Annotated in this window: 15 protein-coding genes; 11 read left to right on the forward strand and 4 right to left on the reverse strand. The window is 72.5% G+C overall.

Going from position 1 to position 16,548, the window contains the following annotated elements; translation table 11 throughout:
- Positions 1–165: 165 nt before the first annotated feature.
- The 4 genes from ACFFRH_RS02495 (at position 166) to ACFFRH_RS02510 (ending at position 5,337) form a co-directional block, all read left to right on the forward strand.
- Entirely contained in the window at positions 166–1,512 is a 1,347-nt protein-coding gene (locus tag ACFFRH_RS02495) for a discoidin domain-containing protein (RefSeq protein WP_344744432.1), read from the forward strand.
- Entirely contained in the window at positions 1,513–2,733 is a 1,221-nt protein-coding gene (locus tag ACFFRH_RS02500) for an MFS transporter (protein ID WP_386153776.1), read from the forward strand.
- Positions 2,730–3,746 carry a TolB family protein gene (locus ACFFRH_RS02505; protein ID WP_386153779.1) on the forward strand — a complete coding sequence of 339 codons (1,017 nt, stop codon included), beginning with the start codon at positions 2,730–2,732 and terminating at the stop codon, positions 3,744–3,746. Before ACFFRH_RS02500 ends, ACFFRH_RS02505 begins: the two co-directional genes overlap by 4 nt.
- Before the next feature lie 292 nt (positions 3,747–4,038).
- Positions 4,039–5,337 carry a serine hydrolase domain-containing protein gene (locus ACFFRH_RS02510; protein ID WP_386153781.1) on the forward strand — a complete coding sequence of 433 codons (1,299 nt, stop codon included), beginning with the start codon at positions 4,039–4,041 and terminating at the stop codon, positions 5,335–5,337.
- A gap of 158 nt (positions 5,338–5,495) precedes the next feature.
- On the opposite strand, the gene ACFFRH_RS02515 is transcribed toward ACFFRH_RS02510, so the two are convergent.
- Both ACFFRH_RS02515 and murA read right to left on the reverse strand, forming a co-directional pair.
- On the reverse strand, positions 5,496–7,838 hold the full coding sequence (locus tag ACFFRH_RS02515; RefSeq protein ID WP_386153784.1) for a transglycosylase domain-containing protein: 2,343 nt from the start codon (positions 7,836–7,838) through the stop codon (positions 5,496–5,498).
- Positions 7,839–7,890: 52 nt separating this feature from the next.
- Positions 7,891–9,207: a UDP-N-acetylglucosamine 1-carboxyvinyltransferase gene (murA, locus tag ACFFRH_RS02520; RefSeq protein WP_344744426.1), complete on the reverse strand. Its 1,317-nt coding sequence runs from the start codon at positions 9,205–9,207 to the stop codon at positions 7,891–7,893.
- Between the two features lie 107 nt (positions 9,208–9,314).
- Between murA and ACFFRH_RS02525 the strand changes: the two genes are divergently transcribed.
- Positions 9,315–9,866 carry a hypothetical protein gene (locus ACFFRH_RS02525; protein WP_386153787.1) on the forward strand — a complete coding sequence of 184 codons (552 nt, stop codon included), beginning with the start codon at positions 9,315–9,317 and terminating at the stop codon, positions 9,864–9,866.
- Positions 9,867–9,995: 129 nt separating this feature from the next.
- Here ACFFRH_RS02525 and ACFFRH_RS02530 read toward each other — a convergent pair whose 3' ends face one another.
- Both ACFFRH_RS02530 and ybaK read right to left on the reverse strand, forming a co-directional pair.
- Complete coding sequence (locus ACFFRH_RS02530; RefSeq protein ID WP_344744422.1) at positions 9,996–11,384, reverse strand: amidase; 1,389 nt, start codon at positions 11,382–11,384, stop codon at positions 9,996–9,998.
- A 204-nt stretch (positions 11,385–11,588) separates the two neighbouring features.
- Positions 11,589–12,089 carry a Cys-tRNA(Pro) deacylase gene (gene ybaK / locus ACFFRH_RS02535; RefSeq protein WP_344744421.1) on the reverse strand — a complete coding sequence of 167 codons (501 nt, stop codon included), beginning with the start codon at positions 12,087–12,089 and terminating at the stop codon, positions 11,589–11,591.
- Positions 12,090–12,188: 99 nt separating this feature from the next.
- On the opposite strand from ybaK, the gene hisD reads away from it, so the two are divergent.
- From hisD to ACFFRH_RS02565, 6 genes are all read left to right on the forward strand, one after another.
- Positions 12,189–13,496 carry a histidinol dehydrogenase gene (gene hisD, locus ACFFRH_RS02540; protein WP_386153792.1) on the forward strand — a complete coding sequence of 436 codons (1,308 nt, stop codon included), beginning with the start codon at positions 12,189–12,191 and terminating at the stop codon, positions 13,494–13,496.
- A gap of 94 nt (positions 13,497–13,590) precedes the next feature.
- Positions 13,591–14,661 (forward strand): histidinol-phosphate transaminase, encoded by a 1,071-nt coding sequence (locus tag ACFFRH_RS02545; RefSeq protein WP_344744420.1) that lies wholly within the window; start codon positions 13,591–13,593, stop codon positions 14,659–14,661.
- Positions 14,662–14,666: 5 nt separating this feature from the next.
- Positions 14,667–15,287: an imidazoleglycerol-phosphate dehydratase HisB gene (gene hisB, locus ACFFRH_RS02550; RefSeq protein WP_386154252.1), complete on the forward strand. Its 621-nt coding sequence runs from the start codon at positions 14,667–14,669 to the stop codon at positions 15,285–15,287.
- A gap of 34 nt (positions 15,288–15,321) precedes the next feature.
- The gene (locus ACFFRH_RS02555) at positions 15,322–15,477 is read left to right on the forward strand and encodes a CG2302 family histidine operon protein (protein WP_344744419.1); all 156 of its coding nucleotides are present in this window, start codon (positions 15,322–15,324) and stop codon (positions 15,475–15,477) included.
- On the forward strand, positions 15,471–16,106 hold the full coding sequence (gene hisH / locus ACFFRH_RS02560; RefSeq protein WP_344744418.1) for an imidazole glycerol phosphate synthase subunit HisH: 636 nt from the start codon (positions 15,471–15,473) through the stop codon (positions 16,104–16,106). The genes ACFFRH_RS02555 and hisH overlap by 7 nt, the downstream gene beginning before the upstream one ends.
- A 97-nt stretch (positions 16,107–16,203) precedes the next feature.
- Entirely contained in the window at positions 16,204–16,545 is a 342-nt protein-coding gene (locus tag ACFFRH_RS02565; RefSeq protein ID WP_344744417.1) for a hypothetical protein, read from the forward strand.
- Positions 16,546–16,548 lie beyond the last annotated feature (3 nt).

Consider the following 16,548-nt stretch of genomic DNA (forward strand, 5'->3'; position numbering starts at 1 on the left):
GACACCACCCCCGGCCGCTTGCGAGTATGCCGGTGAGCGGCTTGGCGCGGCGTCCCCACGGGGACGTGACGCGCTCACTACGAGAGATGTGCTGCCCCGGCCGCGTTTCGCACGGCACCGCGGTCGGCGCCGTGGCCTCCCTCTCGTCCCCTCAGGAGACAGCACGTGTCTTCAACGACGTCCCGATCCGTCCCCCACCACCTCCTGCCGATCCTTGTGGCGTTCGCCGCCCTCCTCGCCGGCGTCCTCGTCGCCACCGGCCGCGCCGAAGCGGCCGAGACCCTGCTGTCGCAGGGCAGGCCCGCCGCCTCCTCGTCCAAGGAGGGCTCCTCCTACAGCTCGGGCAAGGCGGTCGACGGCGACCTCACCTCGACCCGCTGGGCCTCCCTGGAGGGCAGCGACCCGCAGTGGATCCGCGTCGACCTGGGCGCGGTCCTCCCGATCTCCCGGGTCAAGCTGTTCTGGGAGGACGCCTACGGCGAGGCCTACCAGATCCAGGTCTCCGCCGACGCCGCCACCTGGACGACCATCCACTCCACCACCGGCGGCGACGGCGGCGAGGACGACCTGACGGGCCTGTCGGGCTCCGGGCGCTACGTCCGCATGTACGGCACGGCCCGGGGCACCGAGTACGGCTACTCCCTGTACGAGTTCCAGGTGTTCGGCGGCGGCACCGCCACGCCCAGCCCGACCCCGACGGTGCCCCCGGGCGAGACCTTCGTCGTCGCGGCGGCCGGTGACATCGCCGCCCAGTGCACCGCGAGCTCCAGTTCCTGCGCCCACCCCAAGACGGCGGCGCAGGTCCAGGCGATGAACCCCGAGTTCGTCATCACCATGGGCGACAACCAGTACGACGACGCCCGGCTGTCGGACTTCAAGAACTACTACGACAAGACCTGGGGCAGGTTCAAGAGCAAGACGCGCCCGGTCGCCGGCAATCACGAGACCTACGACCCGGCCGGCACCTACGCCGGATACAAGGGCTACTTCGGCTCCCTCGCCACCCCGCAGGGCAAGACCTACTACAGCTACGACCGGGGCAACTGGCACTTCATCGCCCTCGACTCCAACTATTTCGACCAGGCGGCCCAGATCAACTGGCTCAAGGCCGACCTGGCCGCGAACACCAGGGGCTGTATCGCCGCCTACTGGCACCACCCGCTGTTCAGCTCCGGTGAGCACGGCAACGACCCGGTGAGCAGGCCGGTCTGGAAGATCCTCTACGACGCCCGGGCCGACCTGGTGCTCAACGGCCACGACCACCACTACGAGCGGTTCGCCCCGCAGAACCCCGACGCCCAGGCCGACCCCGGCGGCATCGTGGAGATCCTCGGCGGCATGGGCGGCGCCTCCCCGTACGACATCGAGAACGTCCAGCCCAACAGCCAGAGGCGGCTGCAGGGCGTCTACGGCGTGCTCAAGCTGACCTTCGCCCCCGCCGCGTTCTCCTGGCAGCTCATCGGGACCGACGGCGCGGTGAAGGACACCGGCCCCACCTACGCCTGCCACTAGATGTACATCTCGGCAAGCCGGGCCGCGGACGGAGCACGTCCGCGGTCCCGGCTCTCCTGGGCGGTCCCCGGGAACGTGCTCGCGCTCGGGGCGGTCAGCCTGGTCACCGACATCTCCTCGGAGATGGTCACGGCCGTGCTGCCGCTCTACCTGACGCTCTCCCTCGGTCTCAACCTGCTGCAGTTCGGCCTGCTGGACGGGCTCTCCTTCGGGGTGACGGCGCTGGTCCGGCTGGCCGGCGGCAACCTCGCCGACCGGTGGCAGCGGCGCAAGCTGGTCGCCGGCATCGGATACGGGCTGTCGGCGCTCTGCAAACCGGCCCTGCTCGCCGCCGGCGGCTCCGTCGCGGCGCTGGGCGCGGTGATCGCCGTGGACCGGACCGGCAAGGGGCTGCGGACGGCTCCGCGTGACGCGCTGATCTCGCTGAGCGTCCCGCCGGACGGGCTCGGGCAGGCGTTCGGCGTGCACCGCGCCATGGACACCTTCGGCGCGCTGCTCGGCCCGCTGGTGGCGTTCGCCGTCCTGACGGCCACCGGCGGGGCCTACGACGCGGTGTTCGTGGTCAGTTTCTGCGTGGCCGTGCTCGGCGTCCTGCTTATGGTCATGTATGTCCGCGACCGGCGCATGCCGCTGCCGGGTCCGCGGTCGGCGACCTCGCCGCGCGCGGCGTTCGGACTGCTGCGCGACGCGGCGTTCCGGCGGGTGTGCGTGGTGGCCGCGGCCCTGGGCCTGGTCACGCTCAGCGACGCGTTCGTCTACCTGCTGCTGCAGAAGCGCGGCGGGTTCGGCGCCGAGTACTTCCCGCTGCTGCCGATCGGCACGGCCGCCGTCTACCTCCTGCTGGCCGTGCCCGTCGGCCGCCTCGCCGACAGGCTGGGCCGGATCCCGGTCTTCCTGGCCGGGCACGTGGCGCTGATCGCCGCCTACCTCCTGCTGATCGGGCCGGGATGGCTCGTCGCGGTGCTGGCCCTGCACGGGGTCTTCTACGCCGCCACCGACGGCGTGCTGATGGCCGTGGCCGGGCCGATGCTCCCCGCCCACCTGCGTACCAGCGGCCTGGCCCTGCTCCAGACCGGCCAGGCGACCGCCCGGCTGTTCTCCTCGGTCCTGTTCGGCGCCGTCTGGACGGTGTGGGGGAGCACGCAGGGGCTCGCCGCCATGGCCGCCGGGCTCGCGGTGTGCGTGCTCGGCGCCTGGTCCGTCGTGAGGAGGCACGTGTGAAACCGCCGTTGACGTGGGCGCCCCGGCGTCCGCCCGGTGACGGGGAGGCGTCCGTGACCCCGGTGCGCCGCCTGCTGGTGCTGCTGGCCGCCCTCGCCGTCCTCGGCGGCGCGGCGGCCGGCTACGCCGCCTGGACCGCGCGCCGCGACCCCGCCCCGGCGCGGGCGGGACAGGACGGCGTGCTCCGTCCCGGGCAGCTGATGTTCCGCACGGCGACCGGCCGGGTCGCCGGGGTGCCGCTGCGGGACACCTCCGCCGCGCCCGTCGGCGGCGGCCCGGCCTGTGACCGCTTCTCCACGGGCGGCGGGACCTCGATCTGCCTGGTGGCCCGGCCGGGACCGGTGGTCACCACGCACGCCGTGATCCTCGACCGCTCGATGCGGGAGACCCGCCGGGTCAAGCTGGCCGGCATCCCGAATCGGGCCGGGATGTCGCAGAGCGGCCGGATGGCGTCGTGGACGGTGTTCGTCACCGGTGAGTCCTACAGCGAGGGCGGCTTCTCCACCTGGACCGGGATCCTGGACACCCGCACCGGCTACGCGGTGACCAACATCGAGGACATCCCGCTCACCCTGAACGGCCGCCGCCACCACGCCGCCGACGTGAACTACTGGGGGGTCACCTTCGCCGCCGACGACAACAGGTTCTACGCGACCGTGTCCACCAAGGGGAGGACGTACCTCGTCGAGGGCGACTACGGCAGGTGGCAGGCCCGCGCGCTCAGGGAGAACGCCGAGTGCCCGTCGCTGTCCCCCGACGGGACCCGCCTGGTGTTCAAGAAACGCGTCTCCGCCGATCCTGACCGGATGTGGCGGCTCCACCTGCTGGACCTGGCCACCATGCGGGAGACGCCCCTGGCCGAGCCCGCCAGTGTCGACGACCAGGTCGCCTGGCTCGACGGGCACACGGTCATGTACGCCAAGGGGCCGGACGTCTGGTCGGTCCCCGCCGACGGCTCCGGCACCCCGGCTCTCCTGGCACGGGGCGCGTCCTCGCCGGCGGTGTCGCGCTGAGCCTCAAGGAGGCGCCGGCCGTGTCGGGTGCCGCTCGGCGCCGGGGACGGCGCGGCGGGCGCGGCGCACGTCTGTGGCTGGGCGCGGACACCCGCGGGAGAGGGAGTACGACAGCGCCGGGATACGGTCCCTCCCCCGGTACGCGCCCGAGGTGACATTTTGCATCGGGGCGCGCCCCCGGCTCTCGTCCTGGCGGACCAGGAACAGGTCGTCCGCGGTGAGGAGGGAGGGCCGGGCTGGAGTTGCGATGATCGACATGTCGTACATTCCGGATCTGAGGAGTTGACAGCCGATGACTCTCGCGCGACCTCCCCACCGTGGGCGGACGATCGCCGGCCTCGGGTTGAGCGCGATACTCGTGACCGGGACCGTCGCGCCTCCCGCGTCCGCCGAACCGGTCCCCGCGTCCGCCTCCGCCGGGCAGGAGACCGGGCTCGACCGCGAGGCGCTGCGGCGGAGCCTCGACTCGGTCCACGAGGCCGGCATGTACGGCGCCTACTCCGCCGTCCGGGACGGCGGGGCGAAGTGGCTCGGGGCGGCGGGCGTCGCCGACGTGCGGACCCGGCGGCCCGTCCACCCCCGGATGGTCCACCGGGTGGGCAGCATCACCAAGACCTTCACGGCCGTGGCGATCCTCCAGCAGGTCGGGCGGGGCCGCGTCGAACTGGACGCGCCCGTCGCCCGCTATCTCCCCGGCCTGCTGCCGGACGACCTCGGCCGGCGGACCACGGTCCGGATGCTGCTCAACCACACCAGCGGCATCGGCGACTACGTCGCGGGCGCCTTCCCCTCCCTCGTCCAGGCGTCCCCGCAGAGCCTCGACGAGCACCGGTTCCGCAGGATCAGCCCGCCGGAGCTGGTGAGGTTCGCGCTGGAGGCACCGCGCACGGGCGAGCCGGGGCAGGTGTGGTCGTACTCCAACGCCAACTACGTGATCGCCGGCCTGCTCCTGGAGAAGGTGACCGGCACCGGCGCGGAGGCGTACATCACCCGTCACGTGATCCACGCCGCCGGGCTGCGCGACACGTCGTTCCCGCGCACCCCGGTCATCCCCGGGCCGCACTCCAAGGCGTACGAGGCGCTGTACGGCTACATCGACCCGCCGCGCGACTACAGCGTCTACGACATGTCGTGGGCGAGTACGGCCGGCGCCGTCGTCTCGACCATGGAGGACCTCAACCGGTTCTACCGGGAGCTGCTGGGCGGCGGGCTGCTCGCCCCCGCGCAGCTCGCCCAGATGCGGACGACGGTGCCGGTCACCGATGCCGAGGGCAACGTCGTCATGAACTACGGTCTCGGCATCTACGCCCAGGACCTGCCCTGCGGCCGGTTCTGGGGCCACGACGGGGCCGTGTTCGGCATGGGCACGGTCTCCCTGTCCAGCCAGGACGGCGGGCGCCAGCTCTCCCTGGGGTTCAACCTGATGAAGTACCAGCGGCTCGACGCGAACGGCTACCCGCAGCCGCACGCGATCGACTACGCGATGGGGAGCCACTTCATGCAGGCGCTGTGCGGGCCGTCCGCGGCGACGGCGAAGGGCTCCCGGCCTCCGGTGCTCCTGCCGACCCAGCAGGTGCTGGTCAAGCGCTGACCCGCCGGCCGGCCGCCGGTCCGCCGACCGGTCGGTGATCCGCCGGTCGGCCGCTCCACCGATCAGGTGCTCACCCGCCGGTCAGGCGCCGGTCCGGCGGGTGAGCGTCGGCCGGCCGGTCCACCGGCGTCCAGGTGCGGAGACGGGGTGGCCGGTGGTCAGCGTGGGCGGTCGCGCCAGTGGGGGGCGCGGTACCGGCGGTGGGTGTCGTTCCCGCGGTAGCGCCGCTCCTGCCGGTAGCGCCGCTCCTCCCGGTAACCGGGTCCGTCCCGGTAACCGGGTCCGTCTCGGTACCTGTACTCCTCGCGGAAGCGGCGTCCGCGGTCCCCTCGGGCGCCGCGACGCCCGTCGGCGTCAGTGCCCTCGGCGCCCTCCTCCTCGCGTTCCCTGGCCAGGGCCTCCTCCAGGCCGGGGGTGAACCCGCCGCCGAAACGGCCCATGTCGGGGTGGTGGAAGCCGCGCTCGCGCGTACCGTCGAGAGCCGCCGACATCGACGAGACCCAGATCGGTCCCGGCAGGGAGGCTCCCTGGACCGCGCCGAAGTACTCGCCGCCGATCTCGACGTCGGTCAGCGGGTAGCGGTAGGAGCCCCGGATGTCGCCCACGCTGACCGCCGCGGCCAGGTCGGGGGTGTAACCGGCGAACCAGGCCGACGTGTAGCCGTTGTTGGTGCCCGTCTTGCCCGCGGCCGGGCGGCCGATGTCCTGGCCGGTCATGGTGCCCTTGGTGAACACCCCGGACAGCAGGTGGTTGACCGCGTCGGCCACGTCGCGCTCGATCGCCCGCGCGCAACTGGGCGGGACCTTGAAGCGCCCGCCGTCCCGCTCGACGATCTCGGCGATGGCCATCGGGCGGCAGTAGCGGCCCCGCGCCCCGAACGCGGCGAACGCGGCCGCCACGGTCACCGGGTCCATCTCGTTCACGCCGAGGGTGAAGGTCGGCACCTCCCGCAGCGGGGTGCCGTCGGCACGGGCGATGCCCAGCGCCCTGGCGGTCGTGACGACCGGGCACAGGCCCACCCGCTGCTCCAGCATCATGTAGAAGATGTTCACCGACTTCCAGGTGCCGGTGGACAGGCTCTGCGGGCCGCCCGTGCCCTCGCCGCTCGCGTTGAAGATCTCCGCGTTGGGGTCGTTGACCTTGCGGCCCTTGCAGTCGACGAAACCGCTGTCGGGGACGAAACTGCCGGGCGTCATGAAGCCCTGGTCGAACCGCCAGCCCTGGGCCAGCGCGGTCGCCAGGGTGAACACCTTGAACGTCGACCCCGCCTGGAAGCCCTGGCCGCCGCCGTGCGCCATGTCCGCGGCCAGGTTGTAGGTGGTGTCGGGGCCGTTCTTGGTGTTACCGGCGTTGCTGCCGTACCGCTTGCTCGCCGCCATGGCCCGGATCCGCCCGGTGCCCGGCTGGATCATGGCCTCGGCCGCGACCTCGGTGTCCCTCCTGCCGACCCGCGCGGCGATGGCGCGTTGCGCGGCCCGCTGCGCCTTCGGCGCCAGGGTGGTGCGCAGCACGATGCCGCCCCTGGCCAGGCGGCGCTCCCGCTCCGCGCGGGTGGGGCCGAAGACCGGGTTGGTCAGCAGCTCCCGGTGCACGTAGAGGCAGAAGTAGGGGTAGTCGCTGCCCTCGCAGCCGCCGGGTTCCGGCTTGAGGCGGATGGCCAGCGGACGTCTCTTGGCGGCCTCGGCCCGCGCCGGGGTGACGTACGACAGCTGGGCCATCCGGTCCAGGACGATGTCCCTGCGCTCGCGCAGCCGCTCCCTGCGCCTGACGTCCAGCGACGGGTCGGTGGCGTACGGCGTGCGGACCGCGCCCGCCAGCGTCGCCGCCTGGGGCAGGGTGAGCCGGGCGGCCGGGACCGAGAAGAACCGCTGGGCGGCGGCCTCCACCCCGAAGGCGCCCGCGCCGAAGTAGGCGATGTTGAGATAGCGCTCCAGGATCTCGGCCTTGCTGTACTTGCGCTCCATCGCCAGCGCGTACCGCAGCTCGGTGATCTTGCGCTGGACGCTGGGCGCGCGGGCCTGGGCCCGCTCGGTGTCGCTCTCGGAGTTCTCGACCAGGATGTTCTTCACGAGCTGCTGGGTGAGCGAGGACCCGCCCTGCCGCACCTCGCCCGCCTTGGTGTTGGTGATCAGGGCGCGCAGGGTGCCCTTGATGTCCAGGCCCGCGTGCTCGTAGAAACGCGAGTCCTCGATCGCCACGATCGCGTCACGCATGACGGGGGCGACCTGGGCGAGCGTCACGACCGTCCGGTTCTCCGTGTAGAACTGGGCGAACCGCTCGCCGTTCTTGTCCAGCAGCACGGTGCGCTGGGGGAGCGGGTTCTCCCGGGGGCTCGGGGGCAGGTCGGTGAGGGTCCTCGTGACGTTGTTGACGGTGAGCCCGACCGTGCCGACCAGTGGCAGCGCGGCCAGGGCGGCGAGCAGCCCGCCGAACACCCCGCAGGCCAGCAGCCGGCGCAGGCACGCGCCGGGACCACGTCTCACCTCTGGGCGCGATGTCACGCATAGTAACGTGCGACCGGGTGATCACCTACAAACGCCCGATTGCCAATCCTTACCCGTCCTGCACCTTTTCTCGACTGATCTTCAGCCCGAGCGAGGCGAACTGCTCGAACGGCCGGTGGTAACCCCGCTCGATGTGGTGCACCCCGCGCAGCGTGGAGGTGCCCTCGGCGGCGGCGGCGGCCAGCACGGCCGAGAACCCGGCCCGGATGTCGGGCAGCGTCACGTCGGCGCCGCTCAGCCTGGACACGCCGCGCACGACCGCCGAGTGCTTGGCGTTGGTGTCGTGGTACCGGCAGGCGGGGCCGCCGAGGCAGACGTCGAACACCTCGATCTCGCAGCCCATCTTCTGCAGCGCGGGCACGTAGACCAGGCGGTTCTCGAACACCGTCTCGTGCAGCACCGACATGCCCTGGGCCTGCGTGAACAGCACCATCAGAGGCGTCTGCCAGTCGGTCATGAACCCCGGGTGGGTGTCGGTCTGCACCGCCGCGGCCCGCAGCCCGTGCGGCGCGGACGCCGACAGGTAGTCGTCGGTGATGTCGACCTCGGCGCCCATCCTGGCCAGGGTGGTGATCGCGGTCACCAGCCGGTCCTGGGGGCAGCCGTGCACCCGCACCTGCCCGCCGGTGATCAGACCGGCCGCCAGGTAGGAGAACGCCTCGATGCGGTCGCCGTTGAGCCAGGTGGAGGCGCCGTGCAGGCGCTCCACGCCCTCGATCACGATGCGCCGGTCGGGGCTCAGCTCGATGCGGGCGCCCATGCGCTGCAGGAAGAGGGCGAGCTCCACCACCTCGGGCTCCATCGCCGCGCCCTTGAGCACGGTCTTGCCCTCGGCCAGCACCGCCGACATCAGGATCGTCTCGGTGGCTCCGACGCTGGGGTAGGGCAGCTCGATCCGGGTGCCGCGCAGCCGCTTGGCCTTGGCGTACACCCCCGTGTCGCTCACCTCGACCTCGGCGCCCATCGCGCGCAGCGCCTCGACGTGGAAGTCGACGGGCCGGCGGCCGATCGGGTCGCCGCCCACCAGCGGCACGAACGCCTCGCCCGCCAGGTGCAGCAGCGGGCCGAGCATCAGGATCGGGATCCTGTTGAGACCGGTGAACGCCGCGGGGACGTGCGGGTTGATCTGCTTCCCCGGAGCGACGGAGATCTCCCCTGAGCTGATCTCCACGTCGATGCCGAGCGCCCTCAGCATCTGCGCGGTGATCCCCACCTCGCCCACGTCGGGGGCGTTCTGGATCGTGCTCTCGCCGGTGCCCAGCATCGCGGCGACCATGTGCTTGGAGACGCCGTTCTTGGAGCCGCGGACCTCGACATCACCGCGGAGCGGCCCGGAGGGTTCGATCAGCCATACCTCTTCATTCACACCGCCAGAGTAACGGGATTCGGTCGAAGCCTCGGCTGGCGCCGGGCCGAAGGCTATGTAACATCGGGCACATCTGCACAGAGGGTGAGGGAACCATGGTGCGCGCCGTGCGTGACTTTGTGATCACCGTGCTGGTGCTCGCAGTGGCCGGGGTCGTCGCCGGGATCCTGTGGTCGCTCGCCGCGCCGCGCCCCCCGTACGTCGCGACGAGCGACGGGCCGCTGCTGGCCGATCCCTCCACCCAGGCGCTGATCGCCGCCGACGGCTGGTTCGCCGTGATCACCGGCGTGCTCGGGCTCCTCTGCGGGGCCGTCGGCTACAGCGTGTCGCGCGGGGGCCGCCCGCTGCCGGTGGTGGTGGGCCTGGCCGCGGGCGGGCTGGCCGGCGCGTACCTGGCGCTGGTGATCGGGGAGACGGTCAATCTCGGGGCGGTGAGCGTCACCGCCTCGGGGACGTCCAGGCCGCTGATCGCGGGGCCGCTGGTGCTGACCGCCAGGGGGGTGCTGTTCGCGTGGCCGACGCTGGCCGCCGGTCTCTTCTTCGCCCTGGAGGGCATCGCGGGCTACCGCGACTCCCCGCTGCGCCGGCCGTTCGGCGGGAACGACCCCTACGGGCCGCTGTCGTCGTACGACATCAGCGACCGGCTCGGCGACCGGTAGGCGCGCCCGCCGCTCCGCGCTCCCGGGGGGTGGGGGGGCGGGGGGCCGATGGCGAGATCACGTACGGGGGCGGCGTGGCCGGGTTGGCGGGCGGAGGCGTGGGAGAGCGGGCCGGGGCGGCGAGCCGGGTCAGAGGGGCGGTCTGCGCGAGCCGTGGCCGGTGGCGCGTTCGAACGCGTGGGCCAGCCGCAGCACCGCCATGTCGGCGAAGGGGCGCCCGATGATCTGCACGCCCACCGGCAGCCCTCCGGGGGTGAACCCGCACGGCACCGACGCCGCCGGGGCGTGCAGCACGCTGACCCAGTAGGCCGAGCGCATCCACGCCAGATAGTCGGGCAGCGCCTCCCCGTTGATCTCCGAGACGTACGGGTCGTCCACCGGGAACGGCGGCACCTGGCTGACCGGCGCGATCAGGAAGTCGTAGGTGTCGAAGAAGGAGTTCATCCGCTGGTAGAGGCCGCTGCGCAGCCGTTCCGCGCGGGCCAGGTCGGCGCCGGTCACCTCGCGGCCCCGCTCGACGTTCCAGCGCACGTTCGCTCCCAGGCTCTCCTGCGGCAGGTCGCCGAAGGAGAGCGCGTAGTACCACGCCCGGTAGATCCGGAAGGCGTCCTCGGCGGCGGACAGGTCCAGGTCCACCCGCTCCACCCGCGCGCCCAGCTCCGCGAGCGCGGCGGGGGCGTCCGCGGTGACCTTCGCCGTCTCCGTGTCGACCGGCAGCCCGCCCAGGTCAGGGCTCCAGGCCACCCGCAGCCCGGTCAGGTCGAGGTCCAGCGGCTCGGCGAAGGCGGAGCCGCTCCCGATGATCGACAGGGGGGAGGCGACGTCGAACCCCGCCACCGCGCTCATCAGCAGCGCCAGGTCCTCCGCGGTACGGGCCATCGGGCCCGGCACGCCGAGGGTGAACCAGGCCGCGACGGGCGACGGCGAGGGGACCCGCCCCGGGGTGGGCCGCAGCCCCGCCACGTTGCAGAAGGAGGCCGGGTTGCGCAGCGAGCCGCCCATGTCGGAGCCGTCGGCCAGCGCCACCATGCCGGTCGCCAGCGCCGCCGCGGCCCCGCCGCTGCTGCCCCCGGCCGACCTCGACAGGTCGTAGGGGTTGCGGGTGGCGCCGAAGATCTCGTTCACGGTGTGCGAGCCGGTGCCGAACTCCGGGGTGTTGGTCTTGCCGAGGGTGATCGCCCCGGCCTCGCGCATCCGCCGCACGATCGGCGCGTCGGCGTGGGGGACGTGGTCGGCGAAGATCGGGGAGCCGTACGTGGTGCGGATTCCCGCGGTGTCGGCCAGGTCCTTGTGCGCGACCGGAAGGCCGTGCAGCGGCCCCCGCCACCGGCCGCGGGCCAGGTCCCGGTCGGCCTCCTCGGCCTCCCGCCTGGCGCGCTCGGCCACCAGCGTGACGATCGCGTTGACCTGCGGGTTGACCTCCTCGATCCGCCGCAGGTGCGCGTCGAGCAGCTCGACCGCGCCGACCTGCCTGGTACGCAGCAGTTCGATCATCTCGGTAGCGGTCAAGTAGTGCATCTTCCCCCCGATGGCCCTGGTCAGGTGTGTCCTGTCGTACCGAGTCTGACCGAACGCCGGCGCGCGCCGCGTCGGCAACCTTCGACAGGACCCGGCGGGGGGAGCGGGTCCGTCTTGTGGGACCCCACGCGGTGGTTCCTGCGGGGCCCACGCGGTGGTTCCCGCGGGATCCGCGAGGTGGGTCCTGTGAGCCCCGTGAGGTCGTCAGCCGGTCTTGCCGATGGGGGCGGTGACGGCCTGGGTGAGCCGGACCAGCTCCGAGGGGGCGGTCTCGATCTGCAGCCCGCGCCGCCCGGCGGAGAAGTAGATCGTCGCGAAGTCGAGCGCGGAGGCGTCGACCACGGTCGGCAGGCGCTTGCGCTGCCCGAGGGGGCTGATGCCGCCGACCACGTAGCCGGTGACCCGCTCGACCTTGGCCGCGTCGGCCATCGCCGCCCGCTTGCTCCCCATCGCCGCCGCGAACGCCTTGAGGTCGAGCTTGCCGGCCACCGGCACCACCGCGACGGCGAGCCCGCTCTCCACCTCGGCCACCAGCGTTTTGAAGATCTGCCCGTACGGCACCCCGAGGGCGTCGGCCGCCTCCTCGCCGTAGGCCTGCGCGTTCGCGTCGTGCTCGTAGGGGTGCAGGGTGAAGTCGACCTTGGCCTGGGTGAGGGCCACCGTCGCGGGGGTTCCCTGACCGCCCTTGTTCTTGCTCTTGCTCACGGGGGAAGCGTAGCGGCTGGTTAAAATCTACATAGTAAAGGCGTCGTCCGGATAATGGACGAGACGATATCGGGTGGCGGACCTCCGTAGACTGAACGGGTGATTTCGCGTACCGACCTGCGAGGGCCTCTGCCTGAGGACCTTCGCGACGTGCTGCCCCGTGCCGACCTCGACGTCGAAGCCGCCCTGGAGAAGGTGCGGTCCATCTGCGAGGACGTGCGTCATCGCGGGGTCGCCGCCGTGCGCGAGCTGACCGCCGGGTTCGACGGGGTCGAGCTGGAGTCCACCCGGGTGCCCGCCGAGGCGATCACCGGGGCGCTGGAGGCGCTCGACCCGAAGGTGCGGGCGGCGCTGGAGGAGTCGATCCGCCGCGCCCGTCTCGTCCACCGCGACCAGCGGCGCGCCGACGTCACCACCCAGGTCGTGCCCGGCGGCACCGTCACCGAGCGGTGGGTGCCCGTCGACCGCGTGGGGCTGTACGTCCCCGGTGGCCGGGCGGTCTACCCCTCCAGCGTGGTCATGAACGTCGTTCCCGCCCAGGAGGCGGGGGTGCCCTCCCTGGCGGTCTCCTCGCCCGCGCAGCGCGAGTTCGGCGGGCTGCCGCACCCGGCCATCCTGGCGGCGTGCGCGCTGCTCGGCGTGGACGAGGTCTACGCGGTCGGCGGCGCCCAGGCGGTGGCGATGTTCGCGTACGGCACCGAGGAGTGCCCGCCGGTCAGCATGGTCACCGGCCCCGGCAACATCTGGGTCGCCGCCGCCAAGCGCCTGCTCAAGGGGCGCATCGGCATCGACTCCGAGGCCGGTCCCACCGAGATCGCGATCCTCGCCGACGCCACGGCCGACCCGGTGCACGTCGCCGCCGACCTGATCAGCCAGGCCGAGCACGACACGATCGCCGCCGCCGTGCTCGTCACCGACTCGGCGGAGCTGGCCGAGGCCGTCGAGCGGGAGCTGCCCCGCCAGGTCGCCGCGACCAAGCACGCCGAGCGGATCACCGAGGCCCTGTCGGGGCGCCAGTCGGGCATCCTGCTGGTCGACGACATGGAGGCCGGGCTGCGCGTCGTCGACGCTTACGCCGCCGAGCACCTGGAGATCCACACCGCCGGGGCGCACGCCCTGGCCGCCCGGGTGCGCAACGCCGGAGCGATCTTCGTCGGCTCCTACGCGCCGGTCTCGCTCGGCGACTACATGGCCGGCTCCAACCACGTGCTGCCCACCGGTGGCTGTGCCTGCCACTCCTCGGGGCTGTCGGTGCAGACGTTCCTGCGCGGCATCCACGTCGTCGACTACAGCCGCGAGGCCCTCGCCGGTGCCGCCGCCCACGTGTGCGTGCTGGCCGACACCGAGGACCTCCCGGCGCACGGTGCGGCGATCCGCGCGCGTTTCGGCTGGGAGGTGCCCTCGTGAGGGCCCTCCCGCCGGTGCCGGCTCGACCGGGAGGGGCCCTCCCGCCGGTGCTCACCGGGGATGTCCGTGTTCGATTCCGCTGGGAGACTTCGTCGTGAGGCTTGAAGATCTGCCGATCCGCGACGACCTTCGGGGGCGCACGCCGTACGGTGCCCCCCAGATCGACGTCCCGGTCAGGCTCAACACCAACGAGAACCCCTACGGGCCCTCCGCGTCCCTCGTCGCCGACCTGGCCGAGGCCGTACGCGCCCAGGCGGGCGAGCTCAACCGCTATCCCGACCGCGACGCGCTCGCCCTGCGCGGGGAGCTGGCCTCGTATCTGGGGCACGGCCTGACCGTGGAGCGGGTGTGGGCGGCCAACGGCTCCAACGAGGTGCTCCAGCAGATCCTGCAGGCCTTCGGCGGCCACGGCCGGGTCGCGATGGGCTTCGAGCCCTCCTACTCGATGCACCCGATCATCACCACCGGCGCCTCGACCGAGTGGGTCTCCGGGGCGCGTGAGGACGACTTCGGGATCGACCCCGGCAAGGCCGTCGCCGCGATCGAGGAGCACCGGCCCGACATCGTCTTCCTGACGTCGCCCAACAACCCGACCGGCACCGCCCTGGACCCGGAGGTGATCGCCGGGATCGTCGAGGCGGCGCCGGGCATGGTGGTGGTGGACGAGGCCTACTTCGAGTTCGCCCGCACCGGCACCCCGTCGGCGCTGACCCTGCTGCCGGACAACCCCCGGCTGATCGTCACGCGGACGATGTCCAAGGCGTTCGCGATGGCCGGGACCCGGCTCGGTTACCTCGCCGCCCACCCGGCGGTGATCGAGGCGCTGCTGCTGGTCCGGCTCCCGTACCACCTGTCCACGCTCACCCAGACGGCGGCGCGGGTCGCGCTCGCCCACGGCGCCGAGTTGCTCGGTGCCGTCGACGCGCTGCGGGCCGAGCGGGACGCCACGGTGGAGTGGCTGCGCGGCCGGGGGCTGACGGTCGCCGACTCGGACGCCAACTTCGTGCTGTTCGGCCTCTTCGAGGACAGGCACGCGGTGTGGCGGGGCATGCTGGACCGCGGGGTGCTGATCCGCGAGGTGGGCCCGCCCGAGTGGCTGAGAGTTTCGATCGGTACCCCTGAGGAGATGGCGGCGTTCCGCGCCGCCCTGGAGGAGATCCTGTGAGCAGCATCACCGGCGGCACCGGTATCGAGACCGCGCCGCGTCGCGGTCGCGTCGAGCGTGTCACCAAGGAGACCTCGGTGCTGGTCGAGGTCGACCTCGACGGCACCGGGAACGTCGAGGTGTCCACCGGTGTCGGGTTCTTCGACCACATGCTGAACCAGCTCGGCAAGCACGGCCTGTTCGACCTGACCGTGAAGACCGAGGGCGACCTGCACATCGACGCCCACCACACGATCGAGGACACCTCGCTCGCGCTGGGGGCGGCGTTCCGCGAGGCTCTGGGCGACAAGTCGGGCCTGCGAAGGTTCGGCAACGCGTCCTGCCCGCTGGACGAGTCGCTCGCGGAGGTCACGGTCGACCTGTCGGGGCGCCCCTACCTGGTGCACAGCGAGCCCGAGGGCATGGCCCCCATGATCGGGCCGGAGTACGACACGACGATGACCAGGCACATCCTGGAGTCGTTCGTCGCCCAGGCCGCGATCTGCCTGCACGTGCGCGTCCCGTACGGCCGCAACGCCCACCACATCGTGGAGGCGCAGTTCAAGGCGCTGGCCAGGGCGCTGCGGGCGGCCTCGGAGCGCGACCCGCGCGCCACCGGGGTGCCCAGCACGAAGGGCGTGCTGTGACCGTTTCCCGTTCTCGCGTGGGGAGGGCGCGCCGGTGAGTGACAACTGGACGGCCGTCGCGATGGCCTTCGTGGCCCTCTTCCTCGTCGGCGGGATCGTCTCATTCCTCAAACAGGGTCTGCGGAAGGGCGCGGTGCTGCTCGCCGCCCTCGCGGCCCTGGCGACCACGGCGGCGGTGCTCTGGTGGTGAAGAAGGTAACCGTTCTCGACTACGGCTCGGGCAACCTCCGTTCGGCGGAGCGCGCGCTGGCCCGGGTCGGCGCGGAGGTCACGGTGACGGCCGACTACGAGGCGGCGATGGAGGCCGACGGCCTCGTCGTGCCGGGGGTGGGGGCGTTCGCCGCGTGCATGGCGGGGTTGCGCGCCGTGCGGGGCGAGCGGATCGTCGCGCGGCGCCTGTCGGCGGGGCGGCCGGTGCTCGGCATCTGCGTCGGCATGCAGATCCTCTTCGAGACGGGCGTCGAGCACGGCGTCACGACCGAGGGCTGCGGGGAGTGGCCGGGCACGGTGGAGCGCCTGGAGGCCCCGGTCCTGCCGCACATGGGCTGGAACACGGTGAAGGCGCCCGCCGGGACCGTGTTGTTCGCCGGGCTCGACGCCGACACGCGCTTCTACTTCGTGCACTCCTACGGTGTGCGCTCCTGGGAGCTCCAGGCGGGTCCGGGGTTCGACGACCCGCTGATCACCTGGTCCGAGCACGGGGTGCCGTTCGTCGCGGCGGTGGAGAACGGCCCGCTGACGGCCACCCAGTTCCACCCCGAGAAGTCGGGCGACGCCGGGGCGCAGCTGCTCACGAACTGGCTCGGGACCGTCACATGATCTCGCGGGCCGCGTCCGGGGTTTCGTCCGGGGCTCCTGCGGGGGTTTCCGGCGGGTCTCCGGTGTGCTCTCCGGGCGGGTTCCCGGTGAGCTCCCGATGAGCAAGGAGCGGGCCAGGCGCCGCGCCGAGCGGGAGGCCGAGCAGGCGCGCCAGGCGGCTCTGCGCGCCGAGCGGGAGGCGCGGCTGGCGCGTCGGCGCGAGCGGGTCGGCAGGGTGGTCGCGCTGCTGCCGGGCAGGCCGGTCCGCATCGTGTCCCAGGGCGGCATCATGGCCCGCCGCCGCCGGACGCAGAACGGTGTCGCGGTGGTGCTGTTCCTGATCGTCCAGGTGATCGTCTGGCTGCTGTGGTCCTCGTGGGCGGCCCGGTTCGGGGCTCTTGTCATCTCTTTGCTGTTGGTACCGCTTTTCCTCACCCTTGTTTTCGACCGGAGGTCTTGAACC

It is taken from the genome of Streptosporangium vulgare, assembly GCF_042428775.1.
Lineage (GTDB): Bacteria > Actinomycetota > Actinomycetes > Streptosporangiales > Streptosporangiaceae > Streptosporangium > Streptosporangium vulgare.